We start from the raw sequence: 17,846 nt of genomic DNA, 5'->3' as shown, positions 1-17,846 counted from the left end.
TTGGCCCCATAGAAAAAACAAAAGCCCGCAGACCGTAAGGCCTGCGGGCTTTTGTGTAGTGGGCTGCGCAGTCAGCACGGGGCTGCTGCGCAGGGGTCAGGCACTTACATGCCCATGCCGCCCATGCCACCCATGCCGCCCATGTCGGGCATGCCGCCACCAGCTGGGGCGTCATCCTTCGGGGCCTCAGCCACCATGGCTTCGGTCGTCAGCAGCAGCGATGCCACGGAGGCAGCGTTTTGCAGAGCGGTGCGGGTGACCTTCGTGGGGTCCAGAATGCCCAGTTCGAGCATGTCGCCGTAGGTGTCGTTGGCAGCGTTGAAGCCGAAGTTGCCCTTGCCAGCCAACACTGCGTTCACCACCACCGAGGCTTCGCCACCGGCGTTGTTCACGATTTCGCGCAGAGGAGCTTCCACTGCCTTCAACACCAGCTTGATACCGGCGTCCTGGTCAGCGTTGTCGCCCTTGATCGAGTCGCCCACAGCTTGCTTGGCACGCAGCAGAGCCACGCCGCCACCAGCCACAACGCCTTCTTCCACAGCTGCACGGGTAGCGTGCAGTGCGTCTTCCACGCGGGCCTTCTTTTCCTTCATTTCGACTTCGGTGGCAGCGCCCACCTTGATCACKGCCACRCCGCCRGCCAGCTTGGCCACGCGCTCTTGCAGCTTTTCGCGGTCGTAGTCGGWSGTGGCTTCTTCGATCTGCACGCGCACTTGCTTSACGCGGGCTTCGATGTCRSCGGCAGCGCCRGMGCCGTCGATGATGATGGTGTTTTCCTTGCCCACTTCGATGCGCTTGGCTTGGCCCAGGTCGGCCAGSGTSACCTTTTCMAGGGTCAGACCGACTTCTTCAGCGATGACCTTGCCGCCCGTCAGGATGGCGATGTCTTCCAGCATGGCCTTGCGGCGGTCGCCGAAGCCAGGAGCCTTCACTGCCACAACCTTCAGGATGCCGCGGATCGTGTTGACCACCAGCGTAGCCAGGGCTTCGCCTTCGACTTCTTCGGCGATGATCAGCAGSGGACGGCCRGCCTTGGCGACTTGTTCCAGCGTGGGSAGCAGGTCGCGGATGTTGCTGATCTTCTTGTCGAACAGCAGCACGAAGGGGTTGTCCAGAATCGCAGATTGCTTTTCGGGGTTGTTGATGAAGTAGGGCGACAGGTAGCCGCGGTCRAACTGCATGCCTTCSACGACGTCSAGTTCGCTGTCCAGCGACTTGCCGTCTTCCACGGTGATCACGCCTTCCTTGCCAACCTTGTCCATTGCGTCAGCGATCAGCTTGCCGATGGTTTCGTCGGAGTTGGCGGAGATCGAACCCACTTGGGCGATTTCCTTGGAGGTGGTGGTGGGCTTGGAAGCCTTCTTCAGCTCGGCGACCAGGGCCGTCACAGCCTTGTCAATACCGCGCTTCAGGTCCATTGGGTTGATGCCAGCGGCCACGTACTTGAAGCCTTCGCGCACGATGGCTTGTGCCAGCACCGTAGCGGTGGTGGTGCCGTCACCAGCGTTGTCGCTGGTCTTGGAGGCCACTTCCTTCACGAGCTGGGCGCCCATGTTCTGCAGCTTGTCCTTGAGTTCGATTTCCTTGGCCACGGACACACCGTCCTTGGTCACGGTGGGGGCGCCGAACGAGCGCTCCAGCACCACATTGCGACCCTTGGGGCCCAGCGTGACCTTGACCGCGTTGGCCAGGATGTTCACGCCTTCAACCATGCGAGCGCGGGCTTCGCCGCCGAAAACTACGTCTTTTGCTGCCATTTTGGAGCTCCTGAAAATTGGGTTCAAATTGGCTGCTGGCGCTTACTCAATAAGCACTAGCAGCTATGAAAAGATGAGTGATTCAGAGGGGAGAGAAATTACTTCTCAACCACTGCAAACAGGTCGTCTTCCTTCATGACCAGCAGCTCGTCGCCCTTGACCTTGACGGTCTGGCCCGAGTACTTGCCGAACAGAACGCGGTCACCGACCTTCACGTTCAGGGCGAGCACTTCGCCCTTGTCGTTGCGCTTGCCGGGGCCAACGGCCAACACTTCACCYTGATCGGGCTTTTCGGCGGCKKYGTCRGGGATSACGATGCCRGAAGCGGTCKTGGTTTCGCTTTCAATACGCTTGACGATCACGCGATCGTGCAGAGGGCGAAGGTTCATTGCAATGCTCCTGTTTTCAGTAAAAAAGCTGAGGGACTCAATCAGCCCCGGCCATCCGGGGCCACCAAACTGCCAGCAGGGAGTGCGGTGTTAGCACTCGTCTGCGGTGAGTGCTAATGATACGGGCATTTGTGGCCATTTCAAGACACCCCCTCAGAACATGGGGGCGAAGGTGCGGAACGCCACTCTACTTTCGTTTTTCCGCCATTCAAATTTAGATTTTGGTGAATCGCTAGCGCGGAGTTGCCGCGTATGCCGTCAGCCTGTCGTTCTTTGAAACGTTTAGAACAGAAGCGAAAAATAGAAGTGGGTGCACACTATTTTGTAATTGGTCGAAACCGAGTTGCTTTCATGGCAGCTCCCGGCTGGTTGCAGTCATAGGGTTACCGCAGACGGATGGGTGTCAGTGTCAGTGCAAGTTTTATCTTCACCTTGGGGTGATCCCTCAACAGCCGTGCACCGATGTACATGTTTTCAAGCGCCTCGGTTGAAGCGCTGACTGGCAAAAGCTACGTGGAGTTGGGTGGGCTGCTTCAGGCTGTTTGCATACATACGGGATGCGTCATCGAATGAGTACTATCGGCCAAGAGCAGCCGTTCACCGCAAATGGAAGCGGACTTTCAACGTCGGCGCTTTTACGGTGTGCTGCCGACACCGCGACGCGGCCGCCTTGGACTGGGTGTCCACGACGAGCAACTTGTTAGAGGTCATTCGCCAAAATGGAATCAACGACTTTGTCTCGGCTGGAAATGCACACCGTCCAAATTCCTAGTGGCTCCGTCGATGGCATCAGCGCATTGAGAGCCAACGCAACAGCCCTACGCTCGGCTTTGGTGAGTCTGATGTGACTCAAATCCTCGGGTAGGTCAACCGTCAGCAGCAACTCGGACTGCTGAATTTCGGTCGTGGGACGAGGCCACCCAGCGGGTGCAGCACGAGTAAACACGTCCTCCGCCAACTGAGCGAGCGCTTCGTTCATATGAAATCTAAAGTGATGCATCTCGCAAACCCTGCGAGTATTAACTCAACAAAAGATAGCAGCTGAGTGCGTTGGGGAGAAATCGGCCAAGAGCAGACTCCGGTAGAGCGCATAAGCGGTCATTTCAATTCACCGGCGGAACTACCCTAGTAGCGCACATGTGTTCCGAGATTCCAGACCTGTGAGAGGCGCAGGCTATTTCTCGCATGGCATCTTGGACACTGTTGGTCGTCCAGGAGAGGTAGGAATTCAGCTTCCAAGCGAAACAGCCCCTTTTCTGATGCCTCGACCACCATATCGCGGAAGCCTGGATGTTGTTGCAGCGCATTCGCCAGCGGCAGGGTCTCAGGCACTTCCACCACCCTGGCATGAAGCACGTGGCTTGGGTCTTTGGATCGCGTTATGGAAACTAGTGCTCTCTTTCCATCGGAGCAGCCAGAGTGCGCAATATTCCTGACCCAGCCACACTTCCGACACAGAACTCTTACGGTTTGAAAGTCCAAACCCAGATGAAGCATTTTTATTGATGAAGGTGTGCGCTGTACCGCGAACTGCAGCTACTTGCAATTCGCCAAGCTGGCGGCATTGTGCCCGCTAACGTCCATTCCGTGCGGCAGAATCCGGCCAGGAGCAGCCGATCGCGTCTGGCGAAAGCGGACTGTCAACGTTCGAGCTAAGCTCCAAGTACCTTAGGGCGTCAGCTTGAGGGGTTAGGCCTCACCGAGGCTGAGCCGCACTCTTGACGACAGTTGCGTCCACCTCGACTAGCTGGCCGGGATGGCCAAGGCATGCGACCCCAAGGAGCGTCGCTGGAGGAACGGCACCAGAGAACCACTGTTGTACGCCAGCCCAAGCCTTTGTTAGATTCTCCTGCTCGCCTACGACATAGACAACAAGGCGCTGAACGTCCCCCATCGAGAAGCTATGGACCGAAAGCAGCGCGTCCAGATTGTTCAAGCATTGCGCGGCTTGAGCGAGCGGATCCATGACTCCCACGAGCTGGCCCGCTGAGTTGTGAGGTACCTGCCCGGCGACATGAAGTTGATTTCCGGTGCGTCGGGCGTATTCGTAGCCTGGTGTGGCCGCCAGACCGGCGGTTCGTTCAAGTTCGTTCATTCGTTTGGTCGGAAAAGTGAGGCCCAACGTTGAAGCAGAGCCGCGAGCGGCGGCTTAGCGAATTCGTTCCAAACACTATAGCTTTGCGCATGCGGCTGGGCCACGCCATGGAGTCGTTCATCGTCAGACGACGGCTTTGTAGCTGTCCACTGGCCGACTGCTCCGGGCCCCTAGCAGACTGTGGGTGTAACCTCTCCGTCAACGAGAAGCCAATATACGGCGCTGGAAGCGTGCCTTTTCTGGCGAAGATGCGGCCCAGACCGTCGCGCGTTGGTGCTCCTGCTGGTACGACCAGCCCAATCTTGCGGATATTCTCGGTATGCCGCTCAGCTGCTTGCGTGACCATCCCCACCGCCTCGGAGGCTGGGGCCAGGGCTGCTGGGCCAAAACACGATTACAAAAGTAAGGTTGACTGGCGTTCCGCACTGTTCTGTCCAAGTCCGTCAGGCCGCAGCAACCAGCATCAGATCCAGGTTCTGCACCGCCGCCCCCGAGGCGCCCTTGCCCAGGTTGTCAAACACGGCGGTCAGCAACACCTGACCGTGGCGGGCGTTGCTGAACACCCCCAGCTGCAGCCGGTTGGTGCCGTTCAGGGCTTGCGGGTCCAGATGCTCGGCCGCTTCGGTGGTGGCGGGGGGCATCACCTCGACAAAGGTGGCGTCGGCATAGTGCTGCCGCAGGCAGGCGTGCAGGTGTTCGCCTTGCGTGCCGGGCGGGAGCTGCCGCAGATGCAGCCCGATGGTCAGCACGATGCCCTGGCGGAAGGCGCCGTACGAGGGCAGAAAAAACGGGCGCTGCGACAGCCCGGCGTGCTGCGCGATCTCGGGCGTGTGTTTGTGCTCCAGCTGCAGCCCGTAGACCTGGAAGGCAGGCGCATGGGCTGCCTCGGGGCCTTCGTGTGCTTGCACCCGGGCACGCCCACCGCCGGAATACCCCGACACCGCATGGATGGTGAGCGCATGGTCGGCAGGCAACAAGCCGGCCTGCACCAGGGGCCGCAGCAGGGCGATGGCGCCTGTGGGGTAGCAGCCGGGGTTGCTGACGCGTTGCGCGTTGGCGATGCGCGCGGCCTGCGCCGCATCCATCTCAGGGAACCCATAAACCCATTGCGCGTCCGTGCGGTGGGCCGAGCTGGCGTCGATCACGCGCACTGAGGGGTTGTGGATGGCGGCCACGGCTTCGCGGGCGGCGGCGTCGGGCAGGCACAGGATGGCGATGTCGCAGCTGTTGATGGCTTCGGCGCGGCGGGTGGGGTTCTTGCGGTCGGCTTCGGGCAGTGTCAGCAGCTGCAGATCTGTGCGGCCGTGCAGGCGCTGGTGGATTTGCAGGCCGGTGGTGCCTTGGTCGCCGTCAATAAAAACAAGGGGCTGGGTGGTCATGGTGCGGATTCCTGGCATGGGGAGATGTGGAATCTTCGGCGCCGGTCTAAACTTTGAAAAGTTGAATTTCACAAACATCAAGATCAGTTCTGCTGAACGTCATGCGCGAACTCAATCTCGACCGGCTGCGTACCCTGGTCACCATCGCTGACCTCGGGTCTTTCGCTGAAGCTGCCCGCACGCTGCACCTGGCGCCGCCCACGGTCAGCCTGCACATTGCCGACCTGGAGGCACTGATCGGTGCGCCGTTGCTGGTGCGCAAGCGGGGCGAGGTGCGGCCGTCCGGCGCGGGCGAGGTGCTGGTGGAGCGGGCCCGGCGCCTGCTGGCCGATGCCGACGAGGCCATGGACCTGGTGCGGCGCCAGGTGCAGGGGCTGGAGGGGCGGGTGCGCTTGGGCGCGTCCACCGGCGCCATCGCGCACCTGCTGCCCCAGGCGCTGGAGGTGCTGGGCCGGCAGCACCCCGGCATCGATGTGCAGGTGGCGGTGCTCACGTCGCAGGAGACCGTGTCGCGGCTGGCTCTGGGGACGCTGGACGTGGGCCTGGTGGCCTTGCCCATGGCCTCGGTGCGTGGGGTGGCGGTGATGCCGTGGCGGCGCGACCCGGTGATGGCGTTCGTCCCCTCGGCCTGGGCGGCGCCCCGCAGGGTCACGCCCCAGTGGCTGGCAGGGCAGCCGTTGATCCTGAATGACGACGGCACCAGCCTGTCGCGCCTGACGGGCGAATGGCTTGCCTTGGCGGGCGAGCAGCCCAAGGCGCGCATCCAGCTCAACTACAACGATGCCATCAAGAGCCTGGTGGCGGCCGGCTACGGGGCGACGCTGCTGCCGCACGAGGCCTCCACCGCCACGCCGGTGGACCCGCGCATCCGCATGCTGCCCGTGCAACCCCGGCTATGGCGGCCCCTGGGCATCGCCCACCGCGCGGGCCCGGTGGAGCGCGCCACCCAGCATGTGCTGGATGTGCTGTGGCAACAGAAGCAGGTGTGACGCGAAGCTGAACCGGGAATGTGCCGCCCCAGGCCGCCGCCTGTCGCTCAGGCAGCGTCGTCCCCGATGAGCAGCCGGGTGTCGGACACGTAGCGGTGCGGCGGTACCTCCAGGTTGGTGGGCGCGGGCTTGTTCCTGAAGACTCGGCCCGCCAGGTCGAAGGTGGAGCCGTGGCAGGGACAAAAGAAGCCGCCCTGCCACTGGTCGCCCACGCTGGGGTTGGAGGTGCCTGCGGGCACGGCGGTGGGGGAGCAGCCGAGGTGCGTGCAGATGCCCACGGTGACAAACACCGCCGGGCGGATGGAGCGTTGCGGGTTGCGGGCGTACTCGGGTTGCTGGTCCCTGCGCGAGGCCGGGTCGGCCAGCGCGGCGTCTTGCTGGGGCAGGGCGGCCAGCATCTCGGGCGTACGCCGCATGATCCACACGGGCTTGCCGCGCCATTCCACCGTCTTCACGCCGCCGGGCGGCAGGTCGCTGATGTCTACCTCCACGCCGGCGCCCATGGCCCGCGCGCGCTCGCTGGGGGCCAGGCTGGACACCAGGGGCACGGCGACCCCTGCCGCCGCCACGCAGCCTGTGGCCGCCGTCAGCAGCACCAGCTGCCGACGCTCTGCAGCGGGATCGCCCTCTGTGCCTGGAAGGGAGCCATTCGTTGTAGCGGGGTGGAGGGCCATGGGGGCTTTCTGAGAAGGAGGACGGGACGGGCTGTGGTACAGAAAAGGTTCTCGCCGGGGTGACAGCCACCGCCCGCATCGCTGCGGACGGCTATGGCTTACCGCAAACCGCGTGCCATCGCCCGCAAGACCTGCGTGCCATGGCGCGTGCTGCATGAAAAGCCCGTGAATTCAATGGATTGCGCGCGCGATGTCGGGTTGGCAGGTGCGCCGCAGGCCCGGCAGCGGCCGGATTCACTGCCACCCTGTCTGCCAAGCCGGCTGCCAACTGCCATCCATTGCAGTCCGCATGGCATAGATCAAAGGCCCGCTGCCGAAACCGGTGCACCGTCAGGGCCCTTGCATGTACGAAGGTTTTTCCATGCCCCACCTCCCCGCACCACCCGCAGAACTGGTGTCCTTTCTGGAAGGCCTGCCAGATCCGCACATCCTGGTGGACGACCGCTATCGCATCCTGGCGGCCAATGGCGCCTATCGCCGCCTGTTCGGTACGGCTGGCGGCGCGGGGGGCAGCGTGGTGGGGCGCACCTGCCACGCTGTGTCCCACCACGCCAGCGTGCCCTGTGACCAGGCGGGCGAGTCCTGTCCGCTGGCGCAGGCGCGCGCCTCGGGGCAATGCGAACGGGTGCTGCATGTGCACCACACGGCCCAGGGTGAGGAATATGTGCAGATCGAGCTGGCGCCCGTGGCGGGGGCGGACGGCACCATGGGGTTCTTTGTCGAAAAGATGGTGCCTTTGCCGGTGGCGGCGCAGCCGGTGCCGTCCGCGCAGGGGCTCATCGGGCGGTCGCCCGCGTTCCAGAAGATGCTGGGGCTGGTGGCGCGGGTGGCACCCTCGCGGGCTGCGGTGTTGCTGCTGGGCGAGTCGGGCACGGGCAAGGAGCTGGTGGCCCATGCCGTGCACCAGGGCAGCCTGCGCGCGCGGCGTGCGCTGGTGCCCGTGGACTGCTCCAGCCTGCCCGAGGCGCTGTTTGAGTCCGAGCTGTTCGGGCATGAGAAAGGGGCGTTCACCGGCGCGGCCCAGGCCCGGCCGGGGCTGGTAGAGGCGGCAAACGGTGGCACGCTGTTTCTGGACGAAGTGGGCGACATTCCCCTGCCGCTGCAGGTCAAGCTGCTGCGCCTGCTGGAGACCGGCACCTACCGCCGCGTGGGCAGCACCGAGCTGAGGCATGCCGACCTGCGCGTGGTGTCTGCCACGCACCGCAACCTGCAGCACATGGTGGCCGCAGGGCACTTTCGCGAAGACCTGTATTACCGCCTGAGCACCTTCCCCATCCACCTGCCACCGCTGCGCGAACGCCAGGGGGACACCGCTTTGCTGGCACGCGCGCTGCTGGAACGCGTGGCGCCCCAGCCCCGTGCGCTGCAGTTGTCTGGCGCTGCGCTGGCCTTGCTGGAGGCGCAGCCCTACCCCGGCAATGTGCGGGAACTGCGCAACCTGCTGGAGCGCACCGCCTTGCTGTGCGATGGCGACAGCATCGGCGCGGAGCATGTGCAGCAAGCGCTTGCCTGTGGTCTGCCCCCGCTCGCGGGTGCGGTGGCTCAGGGCGCAGGGGTGCTGCCTGTATCGGTTGCGTTAGCGGGGCTATCACGCCGCCCCTTGCCCGACGACGAGGCCCTGCGCCAGGCCGTGGCTGCCCACCAGGGCAGCCGTTCAGCCCTGGCGCGGCGGCTGGGCATCAGCGAGCGATCGCTGTACCGGCGGCTGAAAACATTGGGTGCTTGACGCCAATAAGTGAAGAAATTGGCCTCAAGCGCATATGTTGATTGTGCTGGCAGCTATCTTTTATATAGCGTTTGGTGCGCCTTGCTGGCTTAGACCACCGCATCGGGCGCCAGCGCGCTCAGCACCATGCGCACGATCAGTTCCTCGGCCTTTTCGTAGTCGCGCTCGGTCAGGGAGGGCTTGCCCAGCAGCAGGGCGAACTGGGCTTCCTGCTCCGCATACGCCTGGGTGACCGACCAGATGATGAACATCAGGTGCGTGAAGTTGACCTTGGCAATGCGGCCCTCGCGCGCCCAGCGCTCGAAGGTGCGCACCTCGGTCTTGAGCAGCGGCGCCACGCGTTCGGTGATGGCCGTGCCATACCGTGGTGCGCCCGCAATCACCTCTTTGGTGAACACCTTGGCGCCCTGGGGGCGGGTGCGCGAATAGTGCAGCTTGGCGCGGATGTAACGCCGCAGCGCTTGCTGCGGGTCGTCGCTGTGCGACAGGTCTTCCATGCCCGCCAGCCACTGGGTGAGCACATCGTCCAGCACCCGCTGGTACAGCGCCTCCTTGCTTGGGAAGTAATACAGCAGGTTGTGGCGGCTGATGCCGATGGCGGCGGCAATGCTCTCCAGCGATGCGCCCTCAAAGCCGAATTGCGCAAACTGATTCTCTGCCTCGGTAAGGATGCCCTGCTCCTTGAGCAGCCGCGAGGCCGTGGGGGCGCGGGGGGCGGACTCGTCGTGAGGCGGGAGGGCCGCCTTGCGGGGACGCGGGGGCGGGGGGGCAATGGACGGGCGGGCTGCAGTCATTGCACCATTGTGGAACAAGCCGGGGCCTGAAAACTGGCAATTGGCTGGCTGGAGGCTGGCACGCGGTTTGCTGTAGGGATTTTACCAATTGGTAAATTTTTACGGGTTGGTAAATTGAACCACAACGCAGGGCACCGCCGCACCAAAGCAGCGGGCACCTGCACCCCACAGCGAGGACCACGATGAAACCTCCGAAGTTTGCGGGCACCAGCATTCACGCTGGTGCCGCATTGGTTGGCGCCACTGGCTGGCGTTCCACCGCTGCGCGGCGTGCGCTTGCACGCCCCCTGGGCGCCCAGACCCCCACCCTGACCCTCTCGGAGGAAACCTGATGGACACACCCGCAAGCCGTGCCTGCGGCATTCATGCCGCACGCCTGAACCTGGCCGACTACGCCGTGAACTTCAGCGACGCACACCCGCCGCTCACCCGCCCGCAAGCGCTGATCGAGGCCGAGCGCTGCTATTACTGCCACGACGCTCCCTGCGCCACGGCCTGCCCTACGGGCATCGACATCCCGTCGTTCATCCACCGCATTGCGCAGGACAACAACCGGGGCGCGGCCCGCGCCATCCTGGAGGCCAACCCGCTCGGTGGCATGTGCGCCCGCGTGTGCCCCACCGAGGTGCTGTGCGAACAGGCCTGCGTGCGCAACACCAACGAAGACAAGCCGGTGGAGATCGGCTCACTGCAGCGCTACGCCACCGACGCCTTCTTTGCCCAGCCCGGTGCACCGCTGTTCCAGCGCGCAGCCGCCACCGGCAAGCGCGTCGCCGTGGTGGGCGCAGGGCCTGCGGGCCTGGCCTGTGCGCATGGCCTGGCCGTGCGCGGGCATGACGTGGTGCTGTTCGAGGCGCGCCCCAAACTCGGCGGCCTCAACGAATATGGCCTGGCCAGCTACAAGACCGCCCACAACTTTGCGCAGAAGGAAGTGGAGTGGCTGCTGTCCATCGGTGGCATTGAGGTGCGCACCGGCCAGCAACTGGGCCGTGACATCACGCTCGACAGTCTGCTGGGCGCGTATGACGCCGTTTTCCTGGGCCTGGGCCTGCAGGGTGTGAACGCACTGGGCGTGGCCGAGCCCACGGCCACTGGGTTGCGCAATGCCGTGGACTTCATCGCCGAGCTGCGCCAGAGCACCGACCTCTCCGCCCTGCCTGTAGGCCGCCGCGTAGTGGTGATTGGTGGCGGCATGACGGCGGTGGATGCCGCTGTGCAGTCGCGCAAGCTGGGCGCGGAAGAAGTGACCATCGTCTACCGCCGGGGCGCTGAGGCCATGTCGGCGTCCGCTGTGGAGCAGCAGTGGGCGCAGACGAACGGCGTGACCATTCGCCACTGGGCCGCACCCAAGGAGGTGCTGAGCGAAAACGGCGCGGTGAAGGGCGTGCGCTTTGCCGCCACGGCGCTGAGCGGCGGCAAGCTGGTGGAAACCGGCGAGACCTTCACGCTGGACGCCGACATGGTGCTCAAGGCCATCGGCCAGACCTTTGTGGCAGAGCCCGTGAGCGGCCGCATTGCGCTGGAGGGCGGGCGTATCGCCACCGATGCCGAAGGCCAGACCAGCCTGCCGCGTGTGTGGGCCGGTGGCGACTGCCGCGTGGGCGGCCGCGACCTCACGGTGGAGGCGGTGGAGCACGGCAAGGTCGCCGCTGTTTCCATCCACGCCGCATTGATGGCTTGAGATGGCCTGAAGCGGCCAGACCCCTTCCACCCAGTTTTCACGGGAGCACCCCATGGCAGACATTCGCAGCAATTTCCTGGGCATCCAAAGCCCCAACCCCTTCTGGCTCGCGTCCGCACCGCCCACCGACAAAGAGATCAACGTCACCCGCGCCTTTGAGGCCGGCTGGGGCGGCGTGGTGTGGAAGACGCTGGGCGAAGACCCGGCCGTGGTCAACGTCAACGGCCCGCGCTACTCCACGCTCATGTCGCAAGACCGCCGCGTGATCGGCCTGAACAACATCGAGCTGATCACCGACCGGCCGCTGCACACCAACCTCGAAGAGATCAAACGCGTCAAACGCAACTGGCCGGACCGGGCCATGATCGTCTCGCTGATGGTGCCCTGCGTGGAAGAGAGCTGGAAGAACATCCTGCCGCTGGTGGAGGACACGGGTGCCGACGGCATCGAACTCAACTTCGGCTGCCCGCACGGCATGAGCGAGCGGGGCATGGGCGCGGCCGTCGGTCAGGTGCCCGAGTACATCCAGATGGTCACGGCCTGGTGCAAGCATTACAGCAAGCTGCCCGTGATCGTCAAGCTCACGCCCAACATCACCGACGTACGCCACCCCGCACGCGCCGCCAAGGCGGGTGGAGCCGATGCCGTGTCGCTCATCAACACCATCAACTCCATCATGGGTGTGGACCTGGACCGCATGGTGATGAGCCCGAGCACGGACGGCTGGGGCTCGCACGGCGGCTACTGCGGCCCGGCCGTCAAGCCGATTGCGCTGAACATGGTGGCCGAGATTGCACGCGACGCGCAGACCGCTGGCCTGCCCATCAGCGGTATTGGCGGTATCACCACCTGGCGCGACGCGGCCGAATACATTGCGCTCGGCTGCGGCACGGTGCAGGTGTGCACGGCCGCCATGGTGTATGGCTTCAAGATCGTGCAGGACATGTGCGACGGCCTGTCCAACTTCATGGACGAGCACGGGTATGCCACGCTCGACGACTTCAAGGGCCAGGCCGTGCCCACGGTGAAGGACTGGAAGAACCTCAACCTCAACCACATCGAAAAGGCCGTCATCAACCAGGATGCCTGCATCCAGTGCGGCCGCTGCCATGTGGTCTGCGAAGACACCTCGCACCAGGCCATCACCTTCACCAAAGAAGGCGGCGTGCGCAAGTTCGAGATCAACGAGGCCGAATGCGTGGGCTGCAACCTGTGCGTGTCGATCTGCCCCGTGCCCGAGTGCATCACCATGCGCGCGCTGGAGCCGGGCGAAGTCGATGTGCGCACGGGCAAGACGGTGACGGGCGAATACGCCAACTGGACCACGCACCCCAACAACCCGCAGCGCGTGTCTGCCGCAGCTTGACATGTGCCCCTGCGAGCTTGTGCCACAGACCCCGCAAGGCGTTGCGGCAGCACCCGTTGTGGTGCCGATTTGCAACGCATGTTGCACTGCATCTGGTGCAGTTCTTGCGTGATCTCTAGCATCGCTCGCTTCCCTTTGCCCGCCATCTGCCAGCGTGAGGGCGCTGGAACAGACAGCGGGTTGTGTGCAACCCCAACGACGTCTTTGACAGGAGTACAGGCATGACCAACAGTACCGGCAGCGCGGCCCATGTGGCGGGGCTGATGCCCGGCGATGCATCCAACACGCTCGCCAATGAAGATCTGCTCCCCACCACCGCCGCGCAGCGACACTGGACGTGGAAGGACTTTGCCGCACTCTGGGTGGGCATGGTCGTGTGCGTGCCCACCTACACCATGGCCAGCTCCATGCTGGACCAGGGCTTCACCTGGCAGATGGCGGTGTGGCTGGTGTTCCTGGCCAACTGCATCGTGCTCGTGCCCATGGTGCTCATTGGGCGCGTGGGGCCCAAATATGGTGTGCCGTTCCCCGTGCTCGCACGTGCATCCTTTGGCGTGAAAGGTGCCAACCTTCCCGCCGTGCTGCGCGGCCTGGTGGCGTGTGGCTGGTTCTCCATCAACTGCTACTTTGGCGCGCTGGCGCTGCACGGCTTCCTAAACATCCTGGGCATGAACCTGGCTGGGCCAGCGGATGGGCAAACCATCAGCACCTCGCAGTTCATGTGCTTCCTGGCGTTCTGGGCGGTTCACATCTGGTTCATCTGGAAGGGGCCGGAGTCCATCCGTCTGCTGGAGGTGATTGCGGCGCCGCTGATGATCGGTGCGTCCGTGCTGCTGGTGGTGGTGCTGATGATGAAGGTGCCCTCGGGTCAGCTGTTCAACCTGCCCGCCAAGGTGGTCGAGGGCGGTCCCAAGACCTGGGCGGCGCTGACGGGCCTGGTCGGCTTCTGGGCCACGCTCGCACTCAACATCCCGGACTTCACGCGCTTTGCCAAGTCGCAAAAGGACCAGGTCGTGGGCCAGGCCATCGGCCTGCCGATTCCCATGGCGCTGTTCTCCATGGTGGGTGTGATTGGTTTCTCGGCCTCGGCCATCCTGTACGGCAAGGCCCAGCTGTTCCCCGACGGCCTGCTCACGCAAATGGGCAGCGTGGCTGCAGGTGTGGGCCTGCTGGTGATTTTGCTGGCCAACCTCACGACCAACGTGGCCGCCAACCTGGTGTCGCCTTCGTACGACTTCAGCCAGTGTGCACCGTCCAAGATCAGCTTCCGCATGGGTGGCCTGATCGCCGCGCTGATTGGCCTGGTGTTCATGCCCTGGAAGCTGCTGGCCACCTCGGGTGGCTACCTGTTCACCTGGCTGGGCGGCTACGGCACGCTGCTGGGCGCCATCGCGGGCATCCTGCTGGTGGACTACTACCTGGTGCGCAAGAGCGAGCTGAAGGTGGACGACCTGTATCGCCGTGGTGGCGAATATGAGTACAGCAATGGCTGGAACGTCCAGGCATTGATTGCCTTTGCGCTGGGCGTGCTGCCCTGCCTGCCGGGCTACCTGGCCGTGTCGGGCGTGGTGGACAAGGCGGCTGTGCCTGGCCTGCTGCTGGCGTTGTTCGATTTTGGCTGGTTCTTCAGCCTGGCCGTGGCCGGTACCTACTACTACCTGACCGCCAAGAAGAAGTGACCCCTTGGCCCTGCCTGGGCCTGGTGCCAGTGCAGGGCCTTTTTTTCACCTGATCCGTATCCCTGAAGGAGACCCCCATGAGCCAAGCCCTTGTGATCCGCGGTGGCACCGTGGTCAACGCCGACCGTGAACAGCGCGCCGATGTGTTGTGCGTCGATGGCCGCATCGTGGCCGTGGGGGATGGGGCTGCGGCGCAGGCCCCCGCAGGCGCGCAGACGCTGGACGCCAGCGGCCAGTATGTGCTGCCCGGCGGCATCGACCCGCACACCCACATGCAGCTGCCGTTCATGGGCACCGTCACCATGGACGACTTCTTCACCGGCACGGCCGCCGCGCTGGCGGGCGGCACCACGAGCATCATCGACTTCGTGATCCCGGACCCCCAAGAGCCGCTGATGGATGCCTACCGCAAGTGGCGCGGCTGGGCCGAAAAATCGGCGGCCGACTATTCCTTCCACGTCGCCGTCACCTGGTGGAGCGAGCACGTGCGCGCCGACATGGGCGCGCTGGTGCAGGAAGAGGGCGTGAACAGCTTCAAGCACTTCATGGCCTACAAGAACGCCATCATGTGCGACGACGAAACCCTGGTGAACAGCTTCAAGCGCGCGCTCGAACTCGGGGCCATGCCCACGGTGCACGCCGAAAACGGTGAGCTGGTCTACCTGCTGCAGCAAGAGGTCGCCAAGATGGGCATCACCGGCCCCGAGGGCCACCCACTGTCGCGCCCACCCATGGTGGAGGCTGAGGCCGCCAACCGCGCCATCGCCATTGCCGACGTGCTGGGTGTGCCGATTTACGTGGTGCACGTGAGCTGCATCGAATCCGCCGACGCGATTGCCCGCGCCCGTGCGCGCGGCCAGCGCGTGTACGGTGAAGTGCTGGCAGGCCACTTGCTGGTGGATGACAGCGTCTACCGTGACCCCGATTTCGCCAAGGCCGCCGCCTACGTGATGAGCCCACCTTTCCGCCCCAAGGGCCACCAGGAGGCACTGTGGCGCGGCCTGCAGTCGGGCCAGCTGCACACCACGGCCACGGACCACTGCACCTTCTGCGCCGCGCAAAAGGCCATGGGCAAGGAGAACTTCGCCAAGATCCCCAACGGCACAGGCGGCGTGGAAGAACGCATGGCCGCGCTGTGGGATGGTGGCGTGAACACCGGCCGCCTCACGCCCAGCGAGTTTGTGGCCATCACATCGGCCAATGCGGCCAAGCTGTTCAACATCTATCCGCGCAAGGGTTTCATCGGCGAAGGTGCCGATGCCGACTTGGTGCTGTGGGACCCGCAAGGCACCAAGACCTTCTCGGCCAAGACGCAGTTCAGCAAGGGCGACTTCAACATCTTTGAAGGCCGCACCGTGCGCGGCATCCCCAGCCACACCGTGAGCCAGGGCCGCGTGGTGTTTGCCAACGGCGACCTGCGGGCCGAGCAGGGCAAGGGCCGCTACATCAAGCGCCCCGCGTTTGGCGCCAACTTCCAGGCCGTGCAAAAGCGTGCGCAGGACCTGGCCCCCTCGGCGGTGGCGCGCTAAGCGCTGCAATGCATCTGGAGAACACCATGGACACGAAAGTCAAACCCGACATCGAGAACCTGCGCATCAACGGCGAACGCTTGTGGGATTCGCTGATGGAGCTGGCGCAGATCGGCGCCACCCCCAAGGGCGGCGTGTGCCGCCTCACCCTCACCGACCTGGACAAGCAGGGCCGCGACCTCGTCACCCGCTGGGCACGCGAGGCGGGCATGACGGTCACCATCGACAAGATCGGCAACGGCTTCATGCGCCGCCCCGGGCGCAACAACAACCTGCCGCCCATCATGACCGGCAGCCACATCGACACCCAGCCCACCGGCGGCAAGTTCGACGGCAACTACGGCGTGCTGGCCGGCATCGAAGTCGTGCGCACCCTGAACGACCACGGCATCGAAACCGAAGCCCCCATCGAAGTCGCCTTCTGGACCAACGAAGAAGGATCTCGTTTCGTGCCCGTGATGATGGGCTCCGGCGTGTTCGCCAAAGCCTTCACGCTGGAGCACGCCTACGCTGCCACCGACACCGAAGGCAAGACGGTGAAGGGTGAACTCGAGCGCATCGGCTACATCGGAGACCAGGAGCCCGGCGACCACCCCATCGGCGCCTACTTTGAAACCCACATCGAACAAGGCCCGGTGCTGGAAGACAACGACAAGACCATCGGCGTGGTCAGCGGCGTGCTGGGCATCCGCTGGTTTGACTGCACCGTCACCGGCATGGAAGCCCACGCAGGTCCCACCCCCATGGCCCTGCGCAAGGACGCCCTGCTGGCCGCCACACGCATCATGCAAGACGTAGTCGCCGCCGCCCACCGCCACCCGCCGCACGGGCGCGGCACCGTGGGCATGGTGCAAGTCTTCCCCAACAGCCGCAACGTCATCCCCGGCCGGGTCAAGTTCAGCATCGACCTGCGCAACAGCACCGACGCGCTGGTGGACGCCATGGCCGCCGAGGTCAAGGCCTTTGCCGACCAGGTGGCCAAGGAGCATGGCGTGCAAGTGCACATCGAGATGGTCTCCAGCTACCCCGCGCAACTCTTCCAGCCCGAATGCGTGCAGGCCGTGGGCCGCGCCGCCGCCAAGCTGGGCTACAGCCACATGCCTGCCGTCTCGGGCGCGGGGCACGACGCCGTGTATATGGCCAAGCTCGCACCCAGCGGCATGATCTTCATCCCCTGCAAGGACGGCATCAGCCACAACGAGATCGAGGATGCGAAACCCGAGCACATCGAGGCCGGGTGCAACGTGCTGCTGCACGCCATGCTGGAGCGGGCTGGTACCTAGGGATCCTCTGCACGAATCACCGCGCCGTTTGCATCTGCGGCCTCGGGCGGTCTGCCGCGTTGCAAGTACTCGCCATAGCTGCGGCTATTGCTGCGTCTTGCGCCTTACAGCCCATCCCGATCCGCAGCGCCCACGGACCACTCGATTCGTGCAGAGAATCCCTGGCGCTATACAAAATATAGCTGCAGAGGCATGATTCCGTAGCGCTTGCACCCGTTTGGATGCAAAAAGCGGGTGGAGCGGATCAGTCCAGCTTCGTCAGCCCCAGAAAGTGGTCCAGCATGTGGAAGTGGTCTTCGAAGAATTCCTCTTCCAGGCCTGCCAGCTGGTCGATGCGGCTCCACTGCACCAGCGCTGCATCGTCATCGGCCTGCACCACCGGGAAGGGCGCATCGCCCAGGTCAAAGTAGTGTGCATGCGTGATGGTGCGACCGCGCTGGCTGCGGTCGGGGTGGTCGAACACGGCCACTGACTGCAGCGCAGCGCGCATGCGGGCCTCGGGCAG

General features: G+C 64.4%; 14 protein-coding genes and 1 pseudogene. 8 read left to right on the top strand and 7 right to left on the bottom strand.

The features are described from left to right. Window positions 1–104: 104 nt before the first annotated feature. From groL to argC, 4 genes are all read right to left on the bottom strand, one after another. The gene (gene groL / locus AC04MI_RS09645; RefSeq protein WP_476497697.1) at window positions 105–1,757 is read right to left on the bottom strand and encodes a chaperonin GroEL; all 1,653 of its coding nucleotides are present in this window, start codon (window positions 1,755–1,757) and stop codon (window positions 105–107) included. Between the two features lie 98 nt (window positions 1,758–1,855). Next, the gene (locus tag AC04MI_RS09640; protein ID WP_476497696.1) at window positions 1,856–2,146 is read right to left on the bottom strand and encodes a co-chaperone GroES; all 291 of its coding nucleotides are present in this window, start codon (window positions 2,144–2,146) and stop codon (window positions 1,856–1,858) included. Between the two features lie 1,696 nt (window positions 2,147–3,842). Continuing rightward, on the bottom strand, window positions 3,843–4,241 hold the full coding sequence (locus AC04MI_RS09635) for a RidA family protein (RefSeq protein WP_260667059.1): 399 nt from the start codon (window positions 4,239–4,241) through the stop codon (window positions 3,843–3,845). Window positions 4,242–4,684: 443 nt separating this feature from the next. Next, a complete protein-coding gene (gene argC, locus AC04MI_RS09630) occupies window positions 4,685–5,620 on the bottom strand; it encodes an N-acetyl-gamma-glutamyl-phosphate reductase (RefSeq protein WP_436078455.1) in 936 nt (311 codons plus the stop codon). Window positions 5,621–5,721: 101 nt separating this feature from the next. Between argC and AC04MI_RS09625 the strand changes: the two genes are divergently transcribed. Next, window positions 5,722–6,609, top strand: coding sequence for a LysR family transcriptional regulator (locus AC04MI_RS09625; protein WP_436078456.1), 888 nt, complete (start codon window positions 5,722–5,724; stop codon window positions 6,607–6,609). Window positions 6,610–6,656: 47 nt separating this feature from the next. On the opposite strand, the gene petA is transcribed toward AC04MI_RS09625, so the two are convergent. Next, the gene (gene petA, locus AC04MI_RS09620) at window positions 6,657–7,283 is read right to left on the bottom strand and encodes a ubiquinol-cytochrome c reductase iron-sulfur subunit (RefSeq protein ID WP_436078457.1); all 627 of its coding nucleotides are present in this window, start codon (window positions 7,281–7,283) and stop codon (window positions 6,657–6,659) included. A gap of 361 nt (window positions 7,284–7,644) precedes the next feature. Here petA and AC04MI_RS09615 point away from each other — a divergent pair, with 361 nt between their 5' ends. Further along, complete coding sequence (locus tag AC04MI_RS09615) at window positions 7,645–9,009, top strand: sigma-54 interaction domain-containing protein (protein WP_436078458.1); 1,365 nt, start codon at window positions 7,645–7,647, stop codon at window positions 9,007–9,009. An 89-nt stretch (window positions 9,010–9,098) separates the two neighbouring features. On the opposite strand, the gene AC04MI_RS09610 is transcribed toward AC04MI_RS09615, so the two are convergent. After that, window positions 9,099–9,803: a TetR/AcrR family transcriptional regulator gene (locus AC04MI_RS09610; RefSeq protein ID WP_395456323.1), complete on the bottom strand. Its 705-nt coding sequence runs from the start codon at window positions 9,801–9,803 to the stop codon at window positions 9,099–9,101. 182 nt (window positions 9,804–9,985) lie between these two features. Here AC04MI_RS09610 and AC04MI_RS09605 point away from each other — a divergent pair, with 182 nt between their 5' ends. The 6 genes from AC04MI_RS09605 (at window position 9,986) to AC04MI_RS09580 (ending at window position 17,341) form a co-directional block, all read left to right on the top strand. Then, window positions 9,986–10,135 carry a hypothetical protein gene (locus tag AC04MI_RS09605; protein WP_156400955.1) on the top strand — a complete coding sequence of 50 codons (150 nt, stop codon included), beginning with the start codon at window positions 9,986–9,988 and terminating at the stop codon, window positions 10,133–10,135. Next, complete coding sequence (locus tag AC04MI_RS09600) at window positions 10,135–11,484, top strand: NAD(P)-dependent oxidoreductase (protein ID WP_436078459.1); 1,350 nt, start codon at window positions 10,135–10,137, stop codon at window positions 11,482–11,484. The genes AC04MI_RS09605 and AC04MI_RS09600 overlap by 1 nt, the downstream gene beginning before the upstream one ends. 52 nt (window positions 11,485–11,536) lie before the next feature. Then, complete coding sequence (gene preA, locus AC04MI_RS09595) at window positions 11,537–12,850, top strand: NAD-dependent dihydropyrimidine dehydrogenase subunit PreA (protein WP_436078460.1); 1,314 nt, start codon at window positions 11,537–11,539, stop codon at window positions 12,848–12,850. 221 nt (window positions 12,851–13,071) lie between these two features. Beyond that, window positions 13,072–14,529, top strand: coding sequence for an NCS1 family nucleobase:cation symporter-1 (locus AC04MI_RS09590; RefSeq protein ID WP_436078461.1), 1,458 nt, complete (start codon window positions 13,072–13,074; stop codon window positions 14,527–14,529). A gap of 77 nt (window positions 14,530–14,606) precedes the next feature. After that, window positions 14,607–16,058 (top strand): dihydropyrimidinase, encoded by a 1,452-nt coding sequence (gene hydA, locus AC04MI_RS09585; RefSeq protein ID WP_436078462.1) that lies wholly within the window; start codon window positions 14,607–14,609, stop codon window positions 16,056–16,058. A 26-nt stretch (window positions 16,059–16,084) separates the two neighbouring features. Next, a complete protein-coding gene (locus AC04MI_RS09580) occupies window positions 16,085–17,341 on the top strand; it encodes a Zn-dependent hydrolase (protein WP_436078463.1) in 1,257 nt (418 codons plus the stop codon). Window positions 17,342–17,585: 244 nt separating this feature from the next. Here AC04MI_RS09580 and AC04MI_RS09575 read toward each other — a convergent pair. Continuing rightward, a pseudogene (locus AC04MI_RS09575) lies at window positions 17,586–17,846 on the bottom strand (cytidyltransferase); the annotation flags it as partial.

It is taken from the genome of Acidovorax sp. LjRoot204 (genome assembly GCF_056175785.1).
The sequence above is the reverse complement of the archived record's forward strand: the minus strand, read 5'-3'. Positions and strand labels throughout refer to the sequence as shown.

Coding starts and splice junctions, on each gene's coding strand:
- AC04MI_RS09610 (WP_395456323.1), bottom strand. CDS start 9,803: ATGACTGCAGCCCGCCCGTCCATTGCCCCCCCGCCCCCGCGTCCCCGC.
- AC04MI_RS09615 (WP_436078458.1), top strand. CDS start 7,645: ATGCCCCACCTCCCCGCACCACCCGCAGAACTGGTGTCCTTTCTGGAA.
- AC04MI_RS09605 (WP_156400955.1), top strand. CDS start 9,986: ATGAAACCTCCGAAGTTTGCGGGCACCAGCATTCACGCTGGTGCCGCA.
- hydA (WP_436078462.1), top strand. CDS start 14,607: ATGAGCCAAGCCCTTGTGATCCGCGGTGGCACCGTGGTCAACGCCGAC.
- preA (WP_436078460.1), top strand. CDS start 11,537: ATGGCAGACATTCGCAGCAATTTCCTGGGCATCCAAAGCCCCAACCCC.
- AC04MI_RS09635 (WP_260667059.1), bottom strand. CDS start 4,241: ATGAACGAACTTGAACGAACCGCCGGTCTGGCGGCCACACCAGGCTAC.
- argC (WP_436078455.1), bottom strand. CDS start 5,620: ATGACCACCCAGCCCCTTGTTTTTATTGACGGCGACCAAGGCACCACC.
- AC04MI_RS09600 (WP_436078459.1), top strand. CDS start 10,135: ATGGACACACCCGCAAGCCGTGCCTGCGGCATTCATGCCGCACGCCTG.
- AC04MI_RS09580 (WP_436078463.1), top strand. CDS start 16,085: ATGGACACGAAAGTCAAACCCGACATCGAGAACCTGCGCATCAACGGC.
- petA (WP_436078457.1), bottom strand. CDS start 7,283: ATGGCCCTCCACCCCGCTACAACGAATGGCTCCCTTCCAGGCACAGAG.
- AC04MI_RS09625 (WP_436078456.1), top strand. CDS start 5,722: ATGCGCGAACTCAATCTCGACCGGCTGCGTACCCTGGTCACCATCGCT.
- AC04MI_RS09590 (WP_436078461.1), top strand. CDS start 13,072: ATGACCAACAGTACCGGCAGCGCGGCCCATGTGGCGGGGCTGATGCCC.